19 protein-coding genes are annotated in these 20,588 nt (G+C 49.1%); 1 reads left to right on the forward strand and 18 read right to left on the reverse strand.

Annotation, left to right across the window (positions count from 1 at the left end):
• Positions 1-4 precede the first annotated feature (4 nt).
• The 7 genes from G7083_RS04370 to G7083_RS04400 all read right to left on the reverse strand — a co-directional run bounded on the left by G7083_RS04370 (position 5) and on the right by G7083_RS04400 (position 10,921).
• The gene (locus G7083_RS04370) at positions 5-3,880 is read right to left on the reverse strand and encodes a YhdP family protein (protein ID WP_166013750.1); all 3,876 of its coding nucleotides are present in this window, start codon (positions 3,878-3,880) and stop codon (positions 5-7) included.
• Positions 3,881-3,888: 8 nt separating this feature from the next.
• The gene (rng, locus tag G7083_RS04375) at positions 3,889-5,358 is read right to left on the reverse strand and encodes a ribonuclease G (RefSeq protein ID WP_166013751.1); all 1,470 of its coding nucleotides are present in this window, start codon (positions 5,356-5,358) and stop codon (positions 3,889-3,891) included.
• A gap of 25 nt (positions 5,359-5,383) precedes the next feature.
• Positions 5,384-5,884, reverse strand: coding sequence for a Maf family protein (locus G7083_RS04380; RefSeq protein ID WP_240911927.1), 501 nt, complete (start codon positions 5,882-5,884; stop codon positions 5,384-5,386).
• Positions 5,885-5,943: 59 nt separating this feature from the next.
• Positions 5,944-6,432, reverse strand: a complete 489-nt coding sequence (gene mreD, locus G7083_RS04385; RefSeq protein WP_166014982.1) for a rod shape-determining protein MreD — start codon at positions 6,430-6,432, stop codon at positions 5,944-5,946.
• 1 nt (position 6,433) lies between these two features.
• Positions 6,434-7,321 (reverse strand): rod shape-determining protein MreC, encoded by an 888-nt coding sequence (mreC, locus tag G7083_RS04390; protein ID WP_166013753.1) that lies wholly within the window; start codon positions 7,319-7,321, stop codon positions 6,434-6,436.
• A 56-nt stretch (positions 7,322-7,377) separates the two neighbouring features.
• Positions 7,378-8,421, reverse strand: coding sequence for a rod shape-determining protein (locus tag G7083_RS04395; RefSeq protein WP_000473772.1), 1,044 nt, complete (start codon positions 8,419-8,421; stop codon positions 7,378-7,380).
• Positions 8,422-8,572: 151 nt separating this feature from the next.
• On the reverse strand, positions 8,573-10,921 hold the full coding sequence (locus G7083_RS04400; protein ID WP_240911913.1) for a DUF6701 domain-containing protein: 2,349 nt from the start codon (positions 10,919-10,921) through the stop codon (positions 8,573-8,575).
• A gap of 85 nt (positions 10,922-11,006) precedes the next feature.
• Between G7083_RS04400 and G7083_RS15065 the strand changes: the two genes are divergently transcribed.
• Positions 11,007-11,489 (forward strand): hypothetical protein, encoded by a 483-nt coding sequence (locus G7083_RS15065; RefSeq protein WP_240911914.1) that lies wholly within the window; start codon positions 11,007-11,009, stop codon positions 11,487-11,489.
• Between the two features lie 346 nt (positions 11,490-11,835).
• On the opposite strand, the gene G7083_RS04405 is transcribed toward G7083_RS15065, so the two are convergent.
• The 11 genes from G7083_RS04405 to G7083_RS04455 form a co-directional block, all read right to left on the reverse strand.
• Entirely contained in the window at positions 11,836-12,261 is a 426-nt protein-coding gene (locus G7083_RS04405; RefSeq protein WP_166013754.1) for an MSHA biogenesis protein MshP, read from the reverse strand.
• A complete protein-coding gene (locus G7083_RS04410) occupies positions 12,251-12,967 on the reverse strand; it encodes a prepilin-type N-terminal cleavage/methylation domain-containing protein (RefSeq protein WP_166013755.1) in 717 nt (238 codons plus the stop codon). Before G7083_RS04410 ends, G7083_RS04405 begins: the two co-directional genes overlap by 11 nt.
• Positions 12,967-13,536, reverse strand: coding sequence for a type II secretion system protein (locus G7083_RS04415; protein WP_166013756.1), 570 nt, complete (start codon positions 13,534-13,536; stop codon positions 12,967-12,969). Before G7083_RS04415 ends, G7083_RS04410 begins: the two co-directional genes overlap by 1 nt.
• Entirely contained in the window at positions 13,533-14,024 is a 492-nt protein-coding gene (locus tag G7083_RS04420; RefSeq protein WP_166013757.1) for a type II secretion system protein, read from the reverse strand. The genes G7083_RS04415 and G7083_RS04420 overlap by 4 nt, the downstream gene beginning before the upstream one ends.
• Before the next feature lie 57 nt (positions 14,025-14,081).
• A complete protein-coding gene (locus G7083_RS04425) occupies positions 14,082-14,555 on the reverse strand; it encodes a type II secretion system protein (protein ID WP_166013758.1) in 474 nt (157 codons plus the stop codon).
• Positions 14,556-14,650: 95 nt separating this feature from the next.
• A complete protein-coding gene (locus tag G7083_RS04430; RefSeq protein WP_166013759.1) occupies positions 14,651-15,199 on the reverse strand; it encodes a prepilin-type N-terminal cleavage/methylation domain-containing protein in 549 nt (182 codons plus the stop codon).
• Between the two features lie 87 nt (positions 15,200-15,286).
• Positions 15,287-15,682: an MSHA biogenesis protein MshF gene (locus tag G7083_RS04435; RefSeq protein ID WP_240911915.1), complete on the reverse strand. Its 396-nt coding sequence runs from the start codon at positions 15,680-15,682 to the stop codon at positions 15,287-15,289.
• A gap of 47 nt (positions 15,683-15,729) precedes the next feature.
• A complete protein-coding gene (locus tag G7083_RS04440; RefSeq protein WP_166013760.1) occupies positions 15,730-16,956 on the reverse strand; it encodes a type II secretion system F family protein in 1,227 nt (408 codons plus the stop codon).
• Positions 16,957-16,964: 8 nt separating this feature from the next.
• The gene (locus G7083_RS04445) at positions 16,965-18,692 is read right to left on the reverse strand and encodes a GspE/PulE family protein (protein ID WP_166013761.1); all 1,728 of its coding nucleotides are present in this window, start codon (positions 18,690-18,692) and stop codon (positions 16,965-16,967) included.
• On the reverse strand, positions 18,682-19,743 hold the full coding sequence (locus G7083_RS04450) for a tetratricopeptide repeat protein (RefSeq protein ID WP_166013762.1): 1,062 nt from the start codon (positions 19,741-19,743) through the stop codon (positions 18,682-18,684). Before G7083_RS04450 ends, G7083_RS04445 begins: the two co-directional genes overlap by 11 nt.
• Positions 19,740-20,585, reverse strand: a complete 846-nt coding sequence (locus G7083_RS04455) for an ExeA family protein (protein ID WP_166013763.1) — start codon at positions 20,583-20,585, stop codon at positions 19,740-19,742. The genes G7083_RS04450 and G7083_RS04455 overlap by 4 nt, the downstream gene beginning before the upstream one ends.
• Positions 20,586-20,588: the final 3 nt, after the last annotated feature.

Raw genomic sequence — 20,588 nt, forward strand, 5'->3', positions numbered from 1 at the left:
TTCCCTATTTCGCCAAGTTACGTAGCGTTTCTGGCAACTTAAATTCACCTTTACTACGCGAAAGCTCTTTCACGGTCGGTGAATCGAGCGGCCCTTGTACTTGATAATTGACCTGAGTAAACACTTCCACCACTGGTGAAATCACCGTAGTAATGGCCAGCACATACAGCGCAGTTTGTGGTGTTACCGCAAATGCGGTCAGCACTGGGATCCCGGAGGTAATATCTGGCACGAAGTTAACTTCAGCGTCTACCGTACGAGAGTTAAGATCGGCCAAGCCTTTGATCTTCATCTCTCCCGCCGTGGCATCCATTTTAATGTTATTGGTGACAAATACCCCCTGTGCAATGTCACCACTGCCGGTTATCGAATTAAACGCCATCCCTTTATCAAATACATCGCTAAAATCGAGCTGCATTTTGCGTAAAATCGAATCTAGGCTAAATAACCCCAACAATCTTGCCGCGCCACCGACATCGGAAATAACCCCTTTACCAAGCTTAGTCTCTACTTTGCCCTGTAGGGTATGGATCTGCATTGACCACGGTGCACCATCCCATTGGGTATTGGCCTTGATCTCAAACGGAGCACGTTGGATACCGGAGTTAATGCCAAACCGCGCCATCAGATCGCTGTTGTTATCCCCTTGCATATCCAAATTCATTTGCGTATGACTGGTTTTTTCGGTCAGTGTCCAAGTACCATTCACGTGCAATTGGTTAGCCCCACTGGTGAAGTCAATACTCTTCCAAAGCAGCGTATCCTCTTGGCGTTGAAAATCGACACTGGCTTGGCCAATTTTATAACCTTGTAACCAAAAATCCTTGATGGTCAGGGTCAAGTTCGGCATCGATTGGTGGAACTGGCGATCAAAATCTGAGATCAGCGGTAACTTCTGCCGTTCAGCATCCACCAGCAGCTGCTCTTTATCGAACTCCAATTGAGGTAAAAACAGGTGTAAGCGATCCAGTGCAATCGTTAAATCGTAGGGTTCAAGATAGTTGGCTTGACCTTTGATCTCTTGGCTATCGAGCTCAAGCAGCCAGCCAAGATCTTTACGCCGCGCATTGAAATCAACATCATGCCACTCTAAACCCGCAAGGGTCAGATCGCTGACCGATGCTTCAATTCGTTCTGGCATCGGTATGGTTGGGGTATTTAAGCTGGCCAGCTTAGATGGTGCCTTGTTCACTACAGATTGTTCGCTGAGAATGGCTAACCACTTATCAAGATTAAAACTTTGACTGCGCAGTTGAACATGGTGTCCCACCACTGGGCTGATTTTAAAACTCCCTTGGCCCAGCACTAAATTGGTCGCTTTTAACTCTGGAACAGCTGAGGTCAAGTCAATTTCTGCCTGATATTTTGCTTGGGGTAATTGCAGCCGTGCCGATACCATTTCTTGGTTACCAGAGGCTTGCAATAACGCTTGCCCCTTAGCCTTGAGCGCTTTGTTAAGTGGAAATGGGTAGCGACTTTCCACCGCTCTCAGATCCGCTTTGCCATCCAGTTGATAGGTAAAGCCCACATCATTAAGCTGAATATCGACACTAGCCTGCCAAGGCGCATGGCCCTTAATTCGGCTCAACCACTGTTCGCCAACCAACGGGCGCAGCGGTTTAACTTCCCAATCACCAAGCAGATCAATATTGACCGCATAGCCGCGCTTGGCCTCTTCCCCTTTAAAATCAATCGATACTGGCTGATTGAGTAAGCGCGCTTGCAGACCCGCAGCACTGACTCGGTCATTATCAAATTCAATTTTTCCAGAGACCGCTTCTAAGCTCATGGGTGGAGTCTCAATATCCACCGCATTATCGGCTAACTCAGCAAAGCCCCAAGCTCGCGGCTCAGCTCCGCTATGAAACGGAATATTAAGCTGAAATTGCGATCGCACCGGACCTTTGACCTGAATCGTGGTCAATGCTGCCCCCACCGAATCCACTAAAGGAGTCGCCATCATATAATCGCGGATCGCATTACCTTGTTTGGCACTGGCAATCGCTTCAATTTCGATGTGCCCGAATTCTGCCAACTCAGGGATCCGACCGGTGACCCGCTCAGCGCTCACCTCCATCAAGGTCGCCGCGCGCGAGTCCAAATGCATCGCCGCATTTTCAAACAGCAAATCCAGCTGCAAATCGGTGATCGCAGGCCAAGCGGTATCAAAGGCAAATTTGGCCTGTTTTAAACCAACCCACGCCTGAAAAATACCGTTATTGTTCTGATAAGGAAATTGATCGAGCGCGCCATACCACACCAGTTTAGCGGTGTTGACGCGTCCTGCTTGAATCGCACTTGAGAGATAATCGGTCAGTGATTGACCAAGTGCCAAGGTCGGCAGATAACGCCAAGTTTCACCAGCATTGAACAGATCCGCTTCAAGGTAGAAAGAGAGAAATGGGCTTGCCTGGTTTGGAAAATCGAGGCGAAACTCGCCAATCGCCTGCAAATCTGGGGTAGCCACGGTGACTTTATCGGCCCACAGCGACCAACCGTGCTCACCTTGCTGCCAGACAATATCCACCTCACCTTGGCGAATATTGAGTGGCGCTTGAAAAACTTCGCCATACGCCAACACATCATCGACCAAAGTGGCCTGTACCCGCGCTTCACTCAGCGAGCCTTGGATCTGCGCTTGCAGGAAATTCACTTGCGGCAGTAAATCCCACTGTGCCATTCCACCATCACTAAGCGTCGCGGAATAGCGTAACGACTCTAGAGTTTGGCGTTTAGCAATCCGCACATCTTCCAACACGCCTTTGGGTTGTAACGTCGCTAACCAATGGTTGAGTGTGGCCGATTCAGGGATCAGTTTGGTCAGTGGTAATAAGCTCTCAATATTAAGCTGCGAGAGATTGAGCCGCCACTGCTGTGGCTGCCAATCGAGCGCCATATCCATCACTGGCCACGGTTGATCATCACTGCGCAAGCGTAGTGAGTGGGCATTCACTTGCCAACCCGATTCACTCGGGGTTAATTGCACAATGCCTGATTCAAGCAGCAGTTCATGTTGCTGCTCACCGCTTTGCCATACTAATTCGGAAGGTTTCAGTTCCAGATAGCCATCGACAGGACGACTGCGATCTAAACTTGCCCACGCATGAAAGCTAAGCTGACCTTTTTGAATCCCAGTTTGATCTTTCAGATAGCGAGTTAGCCAAGGCAATAGGCGCACTTTATCGGCACTGGCATAAAAGTCGCCGGAAATATCACGCAGCGAACCATGATCGATAAAATTAGCATTCACTAACAAAGAATTAATGTTGGTGCCAGCAATGCTGACTTCACCTTCGGCAAAATGACGCTGGCCACTATTTTGCCAACGCAATTTTTCAATATCCAACTGACGCAAATCGCCAGCGAAGGTACGATAGAGAATCGCTGAATTTTTGAGAGTGAAATCATCCAATCGGCGCAGTAATAAATCATCCAACTGCTGAATTCCACGCCCTTGTGCTGACTGTTCAGGGTTGGCATTTTGCTGTAACGCAAGCCAATCAATCGCCCGCAGATCAAGCACCATACCATTGATAGTGAGTTCAGCAATCACCGGCTGACGCTGCCACAGCGATTGCCACAAATCGAATTCAAGCTCAATACTGCTCGCATTGAGCTGAATATCATTACTATCCGGCCAGTGTACTTGTAGGGTTTGCAAAGATAGCGAAGGATGGGTGTTACGCCAGTAACCCTGTACATCAGCAATTGCCAGTTGTACTGACGAGTTTTGGTTCAACCAATCTTGAATCTCGGCTTGAAAACGATTCATCTGCGGCAAGCAAATACGCAGCGCAGTGACCGCCAAAGCGAGCACAATCAGCAGGCTGACCAGCAGCCACATAAAAATCCGCCCAAAGCGGGTTACTGTCGAAATCACCCGATGCCCTACATCATCACTACATCAAACTGTTCTTGACTGTAGAGCGGCTCGGCTTGGATCCGCACCGCCTTACCAATGAACACTTCCAATTCGGCCAATGCGTGTGACTCTTCACCTTGCAAGGTTTCCGCCACCGCCGGCGATGCATAAACCACAAATTGATCCGCATCGTAGGCACGGTTGACGCGGGTAATTTCACGCAGAACCTCAAAGCACACCGTTTCCACTGTTTTAACACTGCCACGCCCTTCACAGGTTGGACAGCCAGAACAAAGCACATGCTCAATACTTTCTCGGGTTCTCTTGCGAGTCATCTCCACCAACCCAAGCTGAGTAAAGCCATTGATGTTGGTTTTCACCCGATCTTTGATCAGCGCGGCTTCTAAAGAAGTTAGCACTCGCTTACGGTGCTCATCCGACGCCATATCAATAAAGTCGATAATGATAATGCCACCTAGATTGCGCAAACGCAGTTGCCGAGCAATCGCCTGAGTCGCTTCGACATTGGTGTTAAAAATCGTCTCTTCTAAATTGCGCCGACCAACAAACGCTCCGGTGTTAATATCAATCGTGGTCATCGCCTCAGTTTGATCAATGATCAGATAACCGCCAGATTTGAGTTCGACTTTACGTTCGAGGGAACGTTGGATCTCATTTTCGGTATCGTACATATCAAAAATCGGCTTATCGCCATGATAAAGATCGAGCTTAGCGGTCAGCTCTGGCACGTATTCCGAAGTAAACTCTTTGAGATTTTCGAACTCTTGCCGCGAATCCACCAAAATTTTGGTGATTTCGGTACCAACAAAATCACGCAAAATACGTTGTGCCAAGCCTAGTTCGCCATACAACATTGAACGGTTTTTGTATTTACCACGTCGTTCAATGACTTTTGACCACAAACGCTTAAGAAACACCGCATCCTGAGTCAGCTCTTTTTCGTTCGCACCTTCAGCGGCAGTACGAATAATGAATCCACCATGCTCATCACAATAGTGGGAAACAATTTTCTTTAACCGTTCACGCTCAACTTCGCTTTCAATGCGCTGCGAAACACCAACGTGACTGGCTCCCGGCATAAACACTAGGTAACGAGAAGGTAGGGTAATATCGGTGGTTAAACGTGCGCCTTTAGTGCCGAGCGGGTCTTTCACCACTTGGACTACGATATCTTGACCTTGGCGCACTAACTCAGAAATATCACGTACTTGAAACTGTTGCTTCTCACTTTCCGCGACACATTCGGTGTGCGGAACGATATCTGAGGCGTGTAAAAATGCCGCTTTATCCAGACCAATATCAACAAATGCCGCTTGCATACCCGGTAGTACCCGGCTGACTTTGCCTTTGTAAATATTACCGACCAGGCCGCGTTTCGCTTCACGTTCAATATGAATTTCCTGAAGGAGTCCTCCTTCAATCATCGCCACGCGCGTTTCACTCGGGGTGATGTTTAACAGCAACTCTGCACTCATGAGCGCACCTCAATGATTAATATGATTAGAATTTGTGCAGAAGCTGGTCAGTTTCGTAGAGTGGCAATCCCACTACCGCGTGGTAATTGCCTTCAATCCTAGTAACAAATCGTCCACCCAATCCCTGGATACCGTAACTGCCAGCTTTATCGCAGGGCTCACCACTTTGCCAATAAGCTTGTATTTCTGGTTCTGACAAAGTTTTAAACCACACATTAGTGATGACCACCACCGAATGGGTGACACCATTTTGCGCTACGCTCACCGCGGTCAATACCTGGTGTTGACTGCCCGAGAGCAACCGTAACATACGTTGCGCATCGGAGAAATCACGTGGTTTTTCCAGCACTTGGTGATCTTTAACCACTATCGTATCAGCACCGATCACCAATGCTCCCGCTTCCACCAACGCCGCACCGGCTAATGCCTTATCGCGTGATAGCCGCTCAACATATTGGGCTGGCGACTCTGCTGCGCTACGTATTTCTTCGACATCAGGCTGCACTATCTCAAACTGATAGCCGATCTGGGCTAACAATTCACGCCGCCTTGGCGAAGCCGAGGCTAGAACTAATTTTGAACTTATCATTTAACATGCCAATGGCGTCGAACCCGGCGCAGTAATAAAAACATCCACGGCCAAAGTATACAGGCGACAACACCACTCCACAGTGACAAGGGGTTGAATGTCACGTCTTGGATCATATATTCGCCACAAAAAATCAGCATTTCCAAGCCGGCCGATAGCAAGCCAATCACGATCGCTTGTTGCCAAAGTGCCATATTGCGCAGCACTAAAAAGTTCATCGCCACCAGATAGATGATGATCGCCATCATCATGCCGCGGATCCCTAATGTTGAACCGAGCAGCAGATCCCACAGTAATCCAATCACCAAAGCACTACCCACATTAACTCGGTACGGTAGTGCCAGCACCCAGTAACAGCACACCAGTAGCAACCAAGGCGGACGAAATAGGTCTAACATTCCCGGCCATGGTATGGTTTGTAAAATCAGCGCTAATAAAAATGAGATAACGATGACCATGCGGCCTTTAATACTACTGCTTAAAATATTACTGCTGATCATGGCTCTCTTCCTCTAATAACTGCGGATCAGCCTGCATAACTTTCTGCAAACGATCTTCGTTTGGCCAGATGAGTAGCAAATAACGTAAGCGATCAAAATCCACCACTGGCTTAGCTTTGATCGAAGCAAATTCGCGGCGAGTATCTTTATCGACTTGCGAGACAATCGCTACCGGATACCCTTCTGGATACACCCCACCCAAACCGGAGGTAACCAGCATATCGCCAACTTCAATATCGGTACTGGTCGCAATATGCTCCAGTTGGATCTGATCGATTTGTCCGTTACCCGAAGCGATCACTCGAATATCATTGCGAATATTCTGCACAGGGATCGCGGTATTCGGATCAATCAGCAACAAGACTCGGCTATTATGCGCGGCCACAAACGTGACCTGACCGACAATGCCTTTTTCGTTGATGATCGGCTGACCTTCATACACCCCATCGGCGCGACCTTTATCAATCACCACTTGATAACGATAAGGCGTGGTATCGACCGCCATCACTTCCGCCACCACTTTTTTTTCATCGCGCGCAAATGATGAGCCAAGCAACTTGCGTAACCGTTGGTTTTCCTCTTTGTACTGCTCAAGCAGCAACAAATCACTTTTTAGGGTCAACACTTCTCGTTTCAAACGTTGGCTATTTTCCCGTAACAACTGATGCGAGCTGACACTATCATAAAAATCATCAAACAGTACCCGCGGTAAATCCGCAGCATACTGGATCGGTGCAACTAGACTATTGAGCAGAAAGCGCACATGAGAGAATGCACCTAAACGACTATCAGCCAGCATAAGGCTGGCTGATAGCATAACCGCAAAAAATAGCCGCAGCTGCAGAGAGGGTCCTCGACCAAAGATAGGCTTCATGCAATAACCGTCCTAGCGCTGAGCAAAGTGCCATGCAGTGGGCACGACACTATGGTTTATTCTTCGCTAAACAGATCGCCACCGTGCATGTCGATCATTTCTAAAGCTTTACCACCACCACGCGCCACACAAGTCAGTGGATCATCGGCAATCACTACGGGAATGCCAGTTTCTTCCATCAGCAGACGATCGAGATCTTTGAGTAGCGCACCACCACCGGTCAGCACCATGCCATTTTCAGAAATATCGGAAGCCAACTCAGGGGGACACTGTTCAAGGGCAACCATGACTGCCGAAACGATACCGGTCAGTGGTTCTTGCAAGGCTTCGAGGATCTCATTGGAGTTGAGGGTAAAGCTACGTGGTACACCTTCCGCGAGGTTGCGGCCACGTACTTCAATTTCTTGCACGTCATCACCCGGGTAAGCTGAGCCAATTTCGTGTTTGATCTTCTCAGCGGTCGCTTCACCAATTAAGCTACCGTAATTACGGCGCACATAATTAATGATCGCTTCATCAAAGCGATCACCACCGATACGCACTGATGATGAGTACACCACGCCATTGAGCGAGATCACCGCGACTTCAGTGGTACCACCACCAATATCAATCACCATTGAACCCGTTGGCTCAGAAACACGCAGACCAGCACCAATCGCTGCGGCCATTGGCTCGTCAATTAAGTACACTTCACGCGCACCAGCACCGAGTGCTGATTCACGGATCGCACGACGCTCAACTTGAGTTGAACCACAAGGCACACACACTAAAACTCGTGGGCTGGGTTTCAACACGCTGTTGTCATGTACCTGACGAATAAAATGCTGCAGCATTTTTTCAGTGACATAGAAATCAGCAATCACACCATCTTTCATTGGTCGAATGGCTGAAATATTGCCAGGGGTTCGACCAAGCATTTGCTTGGCAGCGTGCCCCACAGCAGCAACGGTTTTACCGCCACGGCCTTTGTCTTGACGGATAGCAACAACAGAAGGTTCATCAAGAACAATCCCCTGTCCTTTAACATAAATAAGTGTATTGGCGGTGCCTAAATCGATCGATAGGTCGTTAGAAAACATGCCACGAAGTTTTTTGAACATATTCTTCGTTCGTCCTGCAAGAAATGAGAAGATAAAAATTGCACTAAATGTACCAACGCCTTGCCATCACAGCAAGGCATTGCAGTATAAACATGGAGCGAAACCCACAATTTCTCACCAAGTCGATACTTAAGGCGACCAAAACCCGCGCTTACTGACCACTCAGCCGGGTTTCACCACGGAAAATGATCTTATCATTGCCGCGATGGATCCCAAAGGTCACCACTGCCGATGGATCCTCATCGCCACGCGCAAACCAGTTGTACTGTAGCCAAGGTTGAGAAGTGTATTGCGTGCCGCAGCGAACCCCCTCGTCACCCACCTGTGGAGAACGCTTGTTATCATCGAGGTTCGTTTGCTCATTATCCAAACGCAGCCAAAAACGGATTTGTTCGCGTAAGCCTTGAGCATCTTGGATGGCATGAGGCTCAGCCACGAGCTGTTTACTCTGCCCTTGCGCGACGTTAGTCCATGGCGGCGTATCGGAGCCGCTCAGTTCGGCGTTCGAAGAGTTACTGGGTGACGGCCACAGCGTTTGTTGACAAATATAGTATTTAGGCGTGGCGTAAACCGATCCAGAATCATCGCGATTGGTGATAAATCGGCTACCTTGCCAATATTCAACCCGCAGCGGGACAGCAATTTGACTGACTGAGGTGCCGCCGACATCCTCCATCACCATGCGTCCATAGCGAATATCGGGCTGAGTTGCAAAGCTTTTGCCCGTATCAATCAGCGTGCCTGATGATTTGAGATCCAAATCTGGCTCGATAAAATCGACCCCATCCACTTTATCCGAAACACGTAAACCAAATCCGCTTTGGTAAGGGCCATCAGCGACGGTGGTATAAGGCACATCTGCCACTTTATATTTTAAAAACTTAAAATGGCTGGTGACAAATAATTGCGCTTCTGACCACTTGCTCGCGTCAGTCTCAGAACCATCCCACAGCTGCGAGGCATAGCCCTCGACTCGAGTATCCCATTCGTTTCCATCACTATCCACCGCCAGCAACTTCACATCTGCGATCAATTCATCAGCAAATTGACTGTAATTACGTGTAGGTTCTCCACCTGTATTCTGAGCTTCCACAACAAAGCGGTAAGGAATGAGTTGATCCATATACACGAAATTATTGTGGTCAGTAGCATAATCCCAATCGTTGCTGATAATTTTCAGCCAAGCCGGATAAAAACGGCCAATCTGGCGATAACCCAGTTGGGTACAGTTATACCATGCAGCTAAGCCACTCGGCGCTTCACATTCAGCATCATACCCAGCCATAGCAGCCATCACTTTTAAGCTGCCCACATCGCTCCAATATAGATGGGAAAAGAGATATTTTTGATTGCTATTTACTCGATCTTTGCTTAATCCCTCTTCGTCGGAGGACATCAGCAAATCACTCGATCGCGGTTCAGTGGGAGAAGCAACCACACTCGACAATTGCACCAACTTATTCGTTTGCTCATTGCTATCGTCTTTAATAAAAAAGTTGCTGGTGAACTTTGCTTCCTTGCATAACTTGCCAGTCGATAGTATTTCTCCTGTGGTAAGCCCATCCTCCTGATATTTAATCGGTATGACCTGTGCATCAAACGCCTGCCCTGCGGCTAAAAATCCTGGTCCTTCAGAAGATGTCCCCGTCGCGCGATCAAGATCGGTATTTTCAGTAGAGCAGATTGTAAAGGTCCACGGACGAGAGTAGACCGAAAAACTGCCTTTTAGGCTTGCTTTGCCGTCGATGGGGCAATCATCTCCCAACGCTGAGCAATCAAAACTGGCATCTTCCAATGCCACGGTTTGGTGGCCTGAGTCTTCCATCGTCAGTTCACTATTGGCAACCCCTTGAGTAAACAGGGGAGTGAAAGTCAGATCTCCCTGCGCCTCGGCCGAGCTTGGCGCAACCCAAGCCGAGCGGACCTGCGGCGTGCCATTGTAGTTAACATCCACCACATTGCCGCCATCATTACAGGCGAGCACTTTCACCTCGACCGCTTGTGGTTTATTGGCAATCACATATTGGTCTTTGGCCGCAAATTTATACGGCACAAAGTGATAAGTACCGGTGACGTTACTGCTACTCCCTTGCGGGTTAAGCACGCCCTCGATTGGCACAATTTGACTGCCACTCCCTTTAGGAAGGCTTAAACTAAACCACAGCTCACCGTTGGCGTTGGGTTTGTAACTGCCACTTCCGCCAGTGCCTTTGCCATCCACTAGGGTTAAATTGGCGTTAGCCGGCTTGGTGATGTTAATCGTACCGCTAAAGCTGCCGGTTGACTGACCTTTGCTGTCTTGTACTTGAAATTTAAGCCGCTGGGTTTGGCAAATAAGACTGTAATCATGTGTTGGGGTGAGCTGTAATTGGTAATTATCCTTTCCACCAATGCAGGAGCTTTTGCCAATGATTTTGGCGTTATTTTTCAAGGTAAGGTGATTGGTTGTTACCGCGCCATACATATTGACAGGGTTATTAAAAGCGATGGACTTGGCCACAAATAAACCATAAAAATTTACTTGCGCCGTATTAAATATAATTTCAGCTTCTGGTCCGTAGAGGTAAAAATCATCAGGATAATAGGTGGTAACCAATCTGGCAGAATTATGTATTTCAAATTTTTCTTTTATATTTATTTTTACTTTTTCTGCAATATTTAACTCTGAACTCTGCGGCGCAATATTAAAAGAACCAAACGTGAACTCTCCATCTTTATCAAAAAGTGTTTGCACGCTACCACTCGTCACTTCATATTTTTCAATTTTAAGCCCATATAGTGCTGATGATAAAGCGAACTTAACAATAATTTTGCTTGCATGGTTATTAATAATGATGAGTTCCTTTACATCAGACTTTATAGTGACTTCTCTACTCTCATCGGATAAAACCCTACTAACACAATATGGTGATGAGTTATCTTCAGGACAAACTTTTAATAAATTATTTGGATTGGTATCATTTATCGAACCATTTTGTAAATTAAGATTTATTTTCGAGGTAAATAAAATCGAACTATTTGGCAAAGGGATCGGAGCCAGAACTTTGGCACTACGATTACCTGGGTAGCAGCCTCTTATTTTATTGCTCGATATTTCACCACAAGCTATCGTGTTAGGGTTTTGGTACGCCATCCATGTATCACTTACACTATCAAACCCAACCCTCAGGTTGTCCCATTCATTTCCATACTGGCCTTGAGAATAGGTGAAAATATTTGCCGGATCACTAAGGTAACCGTCTGACCAACCGGTAATTTGAGAAGTTGTATTGGTTAACTCAAGCTTGCTAGCTTGAGTTGAAATCCAACTCTGAGCCGGCTCAGGGAAATATTGGCACATATTAGCTGCACCAACAGATAAAGGTAAGATAAATAGACTAACCGTTAGTGGCCATAATAACCTCACGTTCATCCTCACTCCTTCACCACCACTTGTTGTGCCCGCTCGACTTGATGCACTCCTGAGCCGCAGCGGACACGGTTTTCAAGTTGAAATAGGCTTTGGTCATCTAATTGGCCTAACGATCGGCAGCTCACTGCTGCCGAGCACCCCGGATACTTGGCAATCAAGCCATCAATAGTCATTTGCAGGGCTGCGTTATCGGCACACACCGAACGAACGGCTGACGAGGCATTGAGCGGGTAAAATTGGGTTAATGCCAGCTCATTTAACGAATGGGCGGCAAACCATGCCTGTGTGCCTAGCACATCGCGCGATAAGGCATCCTGATTTGACCATTCGATGCGGCTTAAGGCGGCAGCGAGAAAGCCCATCACCACAATCACAAAAATTGCCACTAGGTACAAATTACCAGCCTGTTTTTTGATATTACGGGACATTGAGCACCTGTACATCTTGTTCAAAATCACTGCGCTCGCCATTTTGCGCAAGGCTAAGCGATAAATGCACCACCCCACCGCGCTGCAAGCTGGGATCGGCGTAGCTAAATTGGCCAGCGACCACACTATCGGCGACCTGTATGCCATTGCGGGTCATCGTATGCGCTGCTGGCCTATCCCCTGCGAAGTTAAGGCAATATTCAACGGCATCACGGTACAGATAAAAACGCCGACCGACCGATTGACTGGCAAGTGGCTTGACTAAATTGATGTGGGTTGCACTACCGCTCAAAGTGAGCGTCGTCTCAGAGTCAAACTCACTATAGTGGGTGGGGTTAATTATCATCTTTAACCCAGTAAAATCGAGCCCTGCACTATCGCCTGTGTGGTTACCCACCACAAACGACAGTTGCTGACTATCCTTAGCCTCTAAATGATAAAAACCCGAATAGACAATTGGATAAAAACGCAAACACTGCTGGCTGCCGCTTTCGGTAATGGCAAAGCTATTGGGCACCGCATGGCGCACTTCGCGCGCTATTTTTTCGAGCACAAATTTGGCTTGAGTTTGGATGCGCTGGCGAGCGACCGTATCGGCATAACCTCGGCTGCCGAGCTCAACAAAACCGGCGATACCGAGCACTAAAATCGAGCCGATGATGATGGTTAAGATCATCTCAATCAGAGTAAAACCGCGCATGCGCATCAGTAATTCCCCCGATAAGCCACAAAGCGATAGCGGCCATAGCGGCCAGTATCGACTTCTAGCTCAATCCGTTTCAGATCGGTTACCGAGCTGACCGGTGCAAAGGCTGGGTTGACATACGAGACCTCGATCAACACGGTAAAATGACGATAATTGGCCGTAATATCGTCACCCAAAATATTGCTCAGTGAATACGCGTTTTGCGAGCCGCATTGGCTCGCATCATCGGCGTACCAGCAGCCGATATAATCATCGACATCATTAAAATCCGCCGGCGAGCTTTCCCCTTCACGACCGAGGTGGGTTGAACACTCTAAAATCGCGGCATCGGGCTTAGGCTCGCCGCAGCGCCATGCGCCGCCATCAAAATCACTCTTTTGATCAAAGCCGCGTGCCAAAATTTGGCTCATCACGCTTTGGCCTAAATTGGCCGCACGCATTTGATAATGCGGCGTGGCAGAGCGCTCAATCTGCGGGTATAAAAAGCTCACCAGCACCAGCATGGCAAAGCCCATGATCACAATTGCGACAATGCTTTCAATTAAGGTAAAGCCGTTATTCGCTTTCATTGGCACAGCCCTTTGGCCACATAACCTTGTTGATTGATACACAGCGTAGCCGTGCTGTCTGGCGCGTGAATGGTGATGATCAGCGGTATAGCGGAAGATGGCGGATTACCCAGCAAATCAAACGGTAAAACGGAATCGGTTAATGCAGGTTGGGTGGTAAAGGTCAGCAGCTTAGCCCGCAGCACATCACTGCGCGGTTCGTGACTTGCGCTATTGCAGCCCGCAACCGAGCCTAAACAATCACTGCGGATCGCCAACACAGAGTGGCCATTGGCGAGCTGCGCATCATCGGCCAAATTGGATTGCATGCGGCTGACTTGAATTTGGCGAATGATCGAGATCGCCTGCTCTTGGGCGGTAAACGCCGCAAAGCTGCCAACCCCAACAAAGCGGCTGGCGGCATAGGCAGACAGTACCCCGAGTAGGATAATCACCACCAGCAGTTCAATTAAGGTAAAGGCTTTATGGCGCGTCATAGGGCAAGACATACCGCAATTCGTTTAAAAATAAAGTCAGCGAAGCTGACTTTATTTTTACGGCTTGAATTAACAGCCGCTAGATTCAACTGCTGCTTTAGCTGCAGCACTGACGGCAGTTCCAGTTGCTGGGCTGTACAGGACATAACATTTCCCAGTTTGGATATCGCTTACTTGTGGTGGCGTCTCAACTTTAAATACCACATATAGAGTTTCATTTGTTGTGTCTGGCACACTGGTCCAGTCAGAATCGAGTCCCACTACCGCAGCACCAATACCATCCTCGGCTGCCGTTGGGTAGCCAAATGCAGTTTTAATAGTATCCACTTCACTATTATCTACTGTTTCTACGCCATTAATCGCGGCTTTGCCATAGACAATCCCGGCAGCGCCATCGATTGCGCCTTTTAAGCCTTGCAGTGAGGCAATACGTGCATCTTTTTGCAAGTTAAGGAAACGGGGGGCGGCAGTCACGGCCAAAATACCTAAAATGACAATTACCACCACCAACTCAATTAAGGTGAAACCAGTGTGTTTTTTCATTGTTACGCTCTCTCTTTTTAAAAGTGAATACTTAAATACATAAATAATGGAAGGTAAAAACTTAAAGCTAAATATCTACAGACGGATCTGCCGCCTTACTGCAAAGTAACGGTCACTCGACCGGTTTTTATTTCATACACAAATTGATGTTGGCTGCCGCGCTCATTTTGCTGATAAGTGCAAGTCACCGCACTGGTATCGGCTCTCGCCGCATATTTGTAATTGCTGCTGCTCGCCACTTGCGCTGCTGTGCCAACTTGCGGCGGGTTTTGCAGCAAATTTTCCATCAAATCAATGCAGGCTTGATCGGTAATTTGGGCTGAATAGCTCGCATTGTCGGTATTGAGCCCAAGCGGATAACCATCACGATAGCCATCGGTTGCAGAACTGGTTAACCAAAACTCGACCCCGTCATAATTAATCGCGGGCCATTGGTTAACCAATGGCCGCGCTTTGGCTTCCCACTGGGCACGTGCCGAGAGCACGCCGGTGGCAAAGCCGCCCGCGACTCCTTCAATGCTGGCTTTTTTGGCTTCATCGGTGACATCGAGAAAACGAGGCAAAGCCGCGACGGCCAGTAACCCGACCACCACAATCACGATCACCAGCTCGACCAACGAAAAGCCTTGTTGTGTTTTTTTCATATATTTAACTCACTTAGCCAACCTATGTGGGCTTTATAGGCATTTTTTAACATATTCAGCGTCCGCTGTGTAGGAAAAAACCTACAACTAAAGTTTAAGATAAACCGCAAAGTGCCCCGCCCTGAGTTCGACACTCAGTTGAGCACTGACGCCATACTGATAAGTGCAGCGATAGCCCTGCGCAAAATCCACACTGGTGACACTCGGCATCTGGGCTAATATCTGCCTTTGTGGATTCAGCAGCGCCAACAGCGCATGACAATCGACTCGCTGATCTTGAGTCGGAAACAGCCAGCCGTGCTGCACGGCAATCCAGTCTTGGCCAAGGTAAAGCTGCGGTGGCCTATCTTGCAAAATCCACTGCTGCTTATAGCGATTGGCCTGTTCAGTGATGCGCAGCCCCGCCAGCTCAAGCGCGGTATGCTCAGCATCGTTCGAGAGTGCACGCCAAGCGGTGATCAGCGCACTGAGCAGCACCAACACTAATAACCACCATATCGTTAAGCACGCACGCCTTGCTCCACTGCGCATTAACGACCTTTAATGGCATCCATCATGCCCCACATTGGCAAGAAGATCCCAAGTGCGAGCACGAGGACCATCGCCGCGACCACCACCAACAAAATTGGCTCAATCCGCGCAGTGAGGGTTTTTAAATCGTAATCGACTTCGCGATCATAAAAATCCGCCACTTCGAGCAGTAGCTGATCAATTCGCCCCGTCTCTTCACCGACGGTGATCATCTGGATCACCAGCGGTGTGAAAATCTGTGCGTTAATCGCACTCAATGACACCGCAACGCCCGATTCAATCTCGGCTTTCATCTGCAAAATGCGCAGTTCAAGAAACTTGTTATCAATTGCTTCTGCCGACAAAGCTAAGGATTGGTTCAGTGGCACCCCAGCCGAGAGCATCAGCGAGAAAGTACGGGCAAAGCGCGAAAGCTGAGCACGATTAATCAAACCGCCGACAACCGGCATACGCAGGCGTAGCGAATCCCACTTAATTCGCCCTTGCTGGGTCGCGAGCCAAGCGCGAAATGCAAAAAACAGCCCCGCCATCAAGCCGAGCAGCCAGCCCCAGTAGTGAACAAAAAAATTCGAGGTGGCAATCAAAATGCGCGTGGCCAGTGGCAGATCAACGCCAAAGCGGCTAAACATGCTGGTAAATTGTGGGATCACTTGGGTGTTGAGAATAAACATCGCGATCACCACAAAACTAATCACAAACACCGGATAACGCATTGCAGTTTTGATCCGCTTGCGAGTTTCGACCTCTTGATCGTAATAGTTGGCCAGTTGCAATAAAGCCTGATCAAGCCGGCCGGTGTTTTCACCCACTTGGATCATCGACACAAACAGTGGACTGAAGATGCTCGGGTGCAACTGCATCGACGCCGAAAGATTGCGCCCGTTAGTCAGCTCATTACCCACCGCTTCCAGCGCTTGCTTGAGCTGTGGATTATGGCAGTTTTGGGTTAGGCCACGCATCGCACGCAGTAGCGGAACCCCAGCTTTGGTTAAGCTGTACATTTGCCGACAAAACATCACCAACACTTCTAGCGGCACCTTGGGAGTAAACCAAGCTTGCCAATTGAAGGCTAACTCACTTTTGCCACTACGGCGCTGGGTGATTGACGTGGGCACAATCCCTTTATTGAGCAGCATATCGGCCGCCAGCTCTTCGCTGGCGGCATCTAACGAGCCAGAGGCTTTACTGCCATTGGCATGTCGTCCCTGATAATGAAAAGTCGCCATGCCTACTCCTAGAGATATACCGGCTCAACAACGCCGCCAGAATCACCATCACCGAGAGCCATCACCTCATCAAGGCTGACTACCCCTTGTAACGCGAGCTCCATCGCCGACACCAGTAGCGGTTTATATTCAGCATGACGGCGCGCAGCCCGGGTAAAGGCCACCGCATCATTGGCGCGCAAACAGTCCATCATCGGCAAATCAAGCTCAAGCATTTCAAACACCCCAATCCGACCCCGATAACCGGTCAAGTTGCAATTTTGACAGCCACGCCCGCGGACAAAATCCGTCGCCACTTGATTGGGGAAACGGGTGGCCAACCATTGCTGACGCGCTTCATCAAGCGGATCGTGGCCACTACAATCTGGGCAGACTTTACGCACCAAACGCTGCGCCACCACCGCGCGCACCGCACTCGCCACCAGATAACCGGGTGCGCCCATATCGAGTAGCCGCAATGCACTGTCGATCGCATCATTGGTGTGCAAGGTACTGAGTACTAAGTGACCGGTCAGCGCAGCACGTAACCCGATTTCCACCGTTTCTTGATCGCGCATCTCACCGACCAAAATGATGTCGGGATCTTGACGCAAAAAGGTGCGCAGCAACGTGGAAAATTGAAGGTTAATTTTCGGATTCACTTGCACTTGGTTAACCCGCTCAATCCGATATTCGACCGGATCTTCGGCGGTGATGATTTTCTTACCGGCAGTGTTAAGCTCGGTTAACGCCCCATATAAGGTGGTGGTTTTACCAGAGCCGGTGGGGCCGGTGACTAAAATCATGCCATGTGGTCGCTTAAGTTGCTGGCGCAGACGCGCCAACAGCGCTGGAGGCAGGCCAGAGTGTTCTAACTTACGCACGCCAGCCGACTGGTTGAGTAGCCGCATCACCACTGATTCACCATGTTGGATCGGCATGGTTGACATCCGAATGTCCACCGTTTGGCCTTTGACCCGGATATGAAAACGGCCATCTTGCGGCAGACGTTTTTCAGAAATATCGAGATTTGCCATCAGTTTTAACCGCAGCACCAGCGCCGAGGCAATATTGACTTCATGCAGCACCGTTTCATGCAAAATTCCATCAATCCGCTGGCGTAAACGCAGCACATTAGCATCGGGCTCGATGTGAATATCCGAGGCACCCACTTGGATCGCATCTTCAAACAGTGAATGGATCAGCTTTACAACGGTGACTTCATCGCTATCGGAATTACTGAGATCAACGTCAAAGCTATCTTTGATTTGGTGCTCAGCGTGCAGCTGTTCGGCAAATGAGACGATCTCTTTGGTACGGCGATAATAACGATCAAAGCCATCCACCAGCTGCTTTTCTGGGGCGATCACAAACTCAAAGCCGTATTCAGGCAACTGGTTAAGCAAAGCTTCTTGAGCCAACAGATCAGCCGGATCGCTCATCGCGATCCGCAGCGTGTCGCCACTGCGCCCAATCACCAGTGCACGCAGACGGCGCGCATGAACTTCCGGCAATAGTGCGACGGCCTCGCTATCGACATGCGCGCGACTTAAATCAATCACCGGTAAGTTAAGTTGTTGCGCCAAAAAGTTCAGCAGTTGGCTTTCGCTTAAAAAACCAAGCGAAATCAAGTTATCGCCTAAGCGTCGCCCTGTGCTTTTTTGCGCGCGCAGTGCTTGCTCAAGCTGCGCCTCAGTGATGATGGCTTCTTCAACTAATAAATCACCAAGCCGTTTGCGCAGTTGGTTAATTGCCACGGGAAATCTCCTCTAAACTGCGGAGCACGGTTAATCGTTGCTCAATAAAGGCATGGGACTGACTCGATAGCCCAACCTTATGCAGCGCTTGCTGATAAGCATATTGCGCTGCTGACCACTCTAGAGCTCGCTCTTGCTGAATGGCTAAACCAAGCCACCAGCGTGCATTATTGGGCTCTTGGAGGGTCAGTTGCTGATAACTTTGGCGCGCAATCGGATCTTGCTTGGTTTTGTGCGCAAGTCCGGCACGCAGGGCTAAATACTCACTTGATGGCTCTGCGGGCAAGTAGATCAAAGGAGCTAAGGCGGCACTCTCTTGCTGCTCTTTGGCCAATAATTTAGCCAAGGCTAAACGTAGTACTTCGCCCTCAGGGTTAAGCTCGATCCCCGCTTGCATCAAATCAAAGGCTTTGCGGCCATCACCTTGTCCATAATAAAGGGCAGCCAATTTTTGTCTGATCGTTTCATCGTTTGGGGTATAACGCAGCGCCTGCGTATAACCGTTCACGGCGGCTTGAAAATCGTTATTATCCAACGCTTTTTGTGCGCTTTGCCGCGCTTTCGCCGCCAATTGCTCGGAAGTCAGCTCTACTTGCTCGACCAGCATGACAGGCTCAGCCACTGGCTCGCGTAATGGCGCCGCTTGCCGAGCAGATGCCACGGCCGCAGTGTTAGGTACAGGGTTAGATACAGGGTTAGGTACAGGCAAACTCAGACTGTCCAATGGTGCAGAGGGAAGCAGTGCGGGCGCCGCCGCGAGCAAAATCGGCTGACTCGGCGCCAAGTACAGCGGCAGCGCTTGATCGCTGGTTTTTTGGGTCGGTGATGGCGCGATGGGCATGCGGCGAGCTTCACTAACGTCTGGCAAAGTCGGCACCGGCGGTAAGCTAATCGACCAACCGCCCAACGCGAGGCTAACCCCAAAACCGAACATGGCCCATAGCCAAGCAGGACGAGCTTTACGCGGGCTCACCTCGACCCGTTCAAGATTCGATAGCCCTAAATCACGATGCTGGATACCTTGTGCCAAGGCTCGATTGACCACACTCATGCTTGACTCCATCCCCATAATACTGGGGTTTTAAATCTAGGTTTGCAGCTGTCATAGGTATCATGAATAGCGGCAAATAAATGATGCTGGTTGACTTGAGGGCTAAGTTCATACCAAGCGATTAATAACGCTTTGTGGCAAATTTGATTGATCAAGCGTGGGATCCCTTGTGAGGCTCGCCACAGTGCTTTTTTCTGCCCAGCACTAAACAGGCCACTCGGTGCTTGCGCTTTGCGCAACCGACTATCGATGTAAACCTCAGTCTCGGCTTCGGTTAACGGTCGTAACTCGGCATTAAACGTGATCCGCTGGCGAAATTGACGCAAATGCTGCTGAGCTAAGCGGACATCCAGTTCGGGTTGTCCAATTAACACTATCTGTAGCAATTTGTTCTGTTCGGTTTCCAAATTTCCCATCAAGCGTAAGGTTTCTAGCGCCTCATCAGACAGGGCTTGCGCCTCATCAATCAGCGCGACAATCCGTTTGCCTTGCTGATGCAGCTCAATTAAACGGGTTTGAATTTGTTCAATAATCCGCGCAGGTTCAGACACTTCGAGCTGTAATTCTGCGGCGATCGCTTGTTGTAGCGCGACACCCTCGAGCATGGGATTAGGCAGATAAATCAACGCGACCTCATCACCCAAGTGAGTGAGCAGCATGCGACACACCATCGTTTTACCTGTGCCCACTTCGCCAATCAGCTTGGTTACCCCTTCGCCCATGTTGATCGCCGCACACAGCGTGGCAATCGCTTCAAAGTGCGGAGCTAAGCCCAGAAACAATTGAGTATCGGGCGACAGATGAAAAGGAAACCGATCCAGCTTAAAGTGATCTAAATACATAAC

This window comes from Vibrio sp. HDW18 (assembly GCF_011306175.1).
GTDB lineage: Bacteria > Pseudomonadota > Gammaproteobacteria > Enterobacterales > Vibrionaceae > Vibrio > Vibrio chanodichtyis.

Coding starts and splice junctions, on each gene's coding strand:
- rng (WP_166013751.1), bottom strand. CDS start 5,358: ATGAGTGCAGAGTTGCTGTTAAACATCACCCCGAGTGAAACGCGCGTG.
- mreC (WP_166013753.1), bottom strand. CDS start 7,321: ATGAAGCCTATCTTTGGTCGAGGACCCTCTCTGCAGCTGCGGCTATTT.
- G7083_RS04395 (WP_000473772.1), bottom strand. CDS start 8,421: ATGTTCAAAAAACTTCGTGGCATGTTTTCTAACGACCTATCGATCGAT.
- G7083_RS04405 (WP_166013754.1), bottom strand. CDS start 12,261: ATGTCCCGTAATATCAAAAAACAGGCTGGTAATTTGTACCTAGTGGCA.
- G7083_RS04410 (WP_166013755.1), bottom strand. CDS start 12,967: ATGCGCATGCGCGGTTTTACTCTGATTGAGATGATCTTAACCATCATC.
- G7083_RS04415 (WP_166013756.1), bottom strand. CDS start 13,536: ATGAAAGCGAATAACGGCTTTACCTTAATTGAAAGCATTGTCGCAATT.
- G7083_RS04420 (WP_166013757.1), bottom strand. CDS start 14,024: ATGTCTTGCCCTATGACGCGCCATAAAGCCTTTACCTTAATTGAACTG.
- G7083_RS04425 (WP_166013758.1), bottom strand. CDS start 14,555: ATGAAAAAACACACTGGTTTCACCTTAATTGAGTTGGTGGTGGTAATT.
- G7083_RS04430 (WP_166013759.1), bottom strand. CDS start 15,199: ATGAAAAAAACACAACAAGGCTTTTCGTTGGTCGAGCTGGTGATCGTG.
- G7083_RS04440 (WP_166013760.1), bottom strand. CDS start 16,956: ATGGCGACTTTTCATTATCAGGGACGACATGCCAATGGCAGTAAAGCC.
- G7083_RS04450 (WP_166013762.1), bottom strand. CDS start 19,743: ATGAGTGTGGTCAATCGAGCCTTGGCACAAGGTATCCAGCATCGTGAT.
- G7083_RS04455 (WP_166013763.1), bottom strand. CDS start 20,585: ATGTATTTAGATCACTTTAAGCTGGATCGGTTTCCTTTTCATCTGTCG.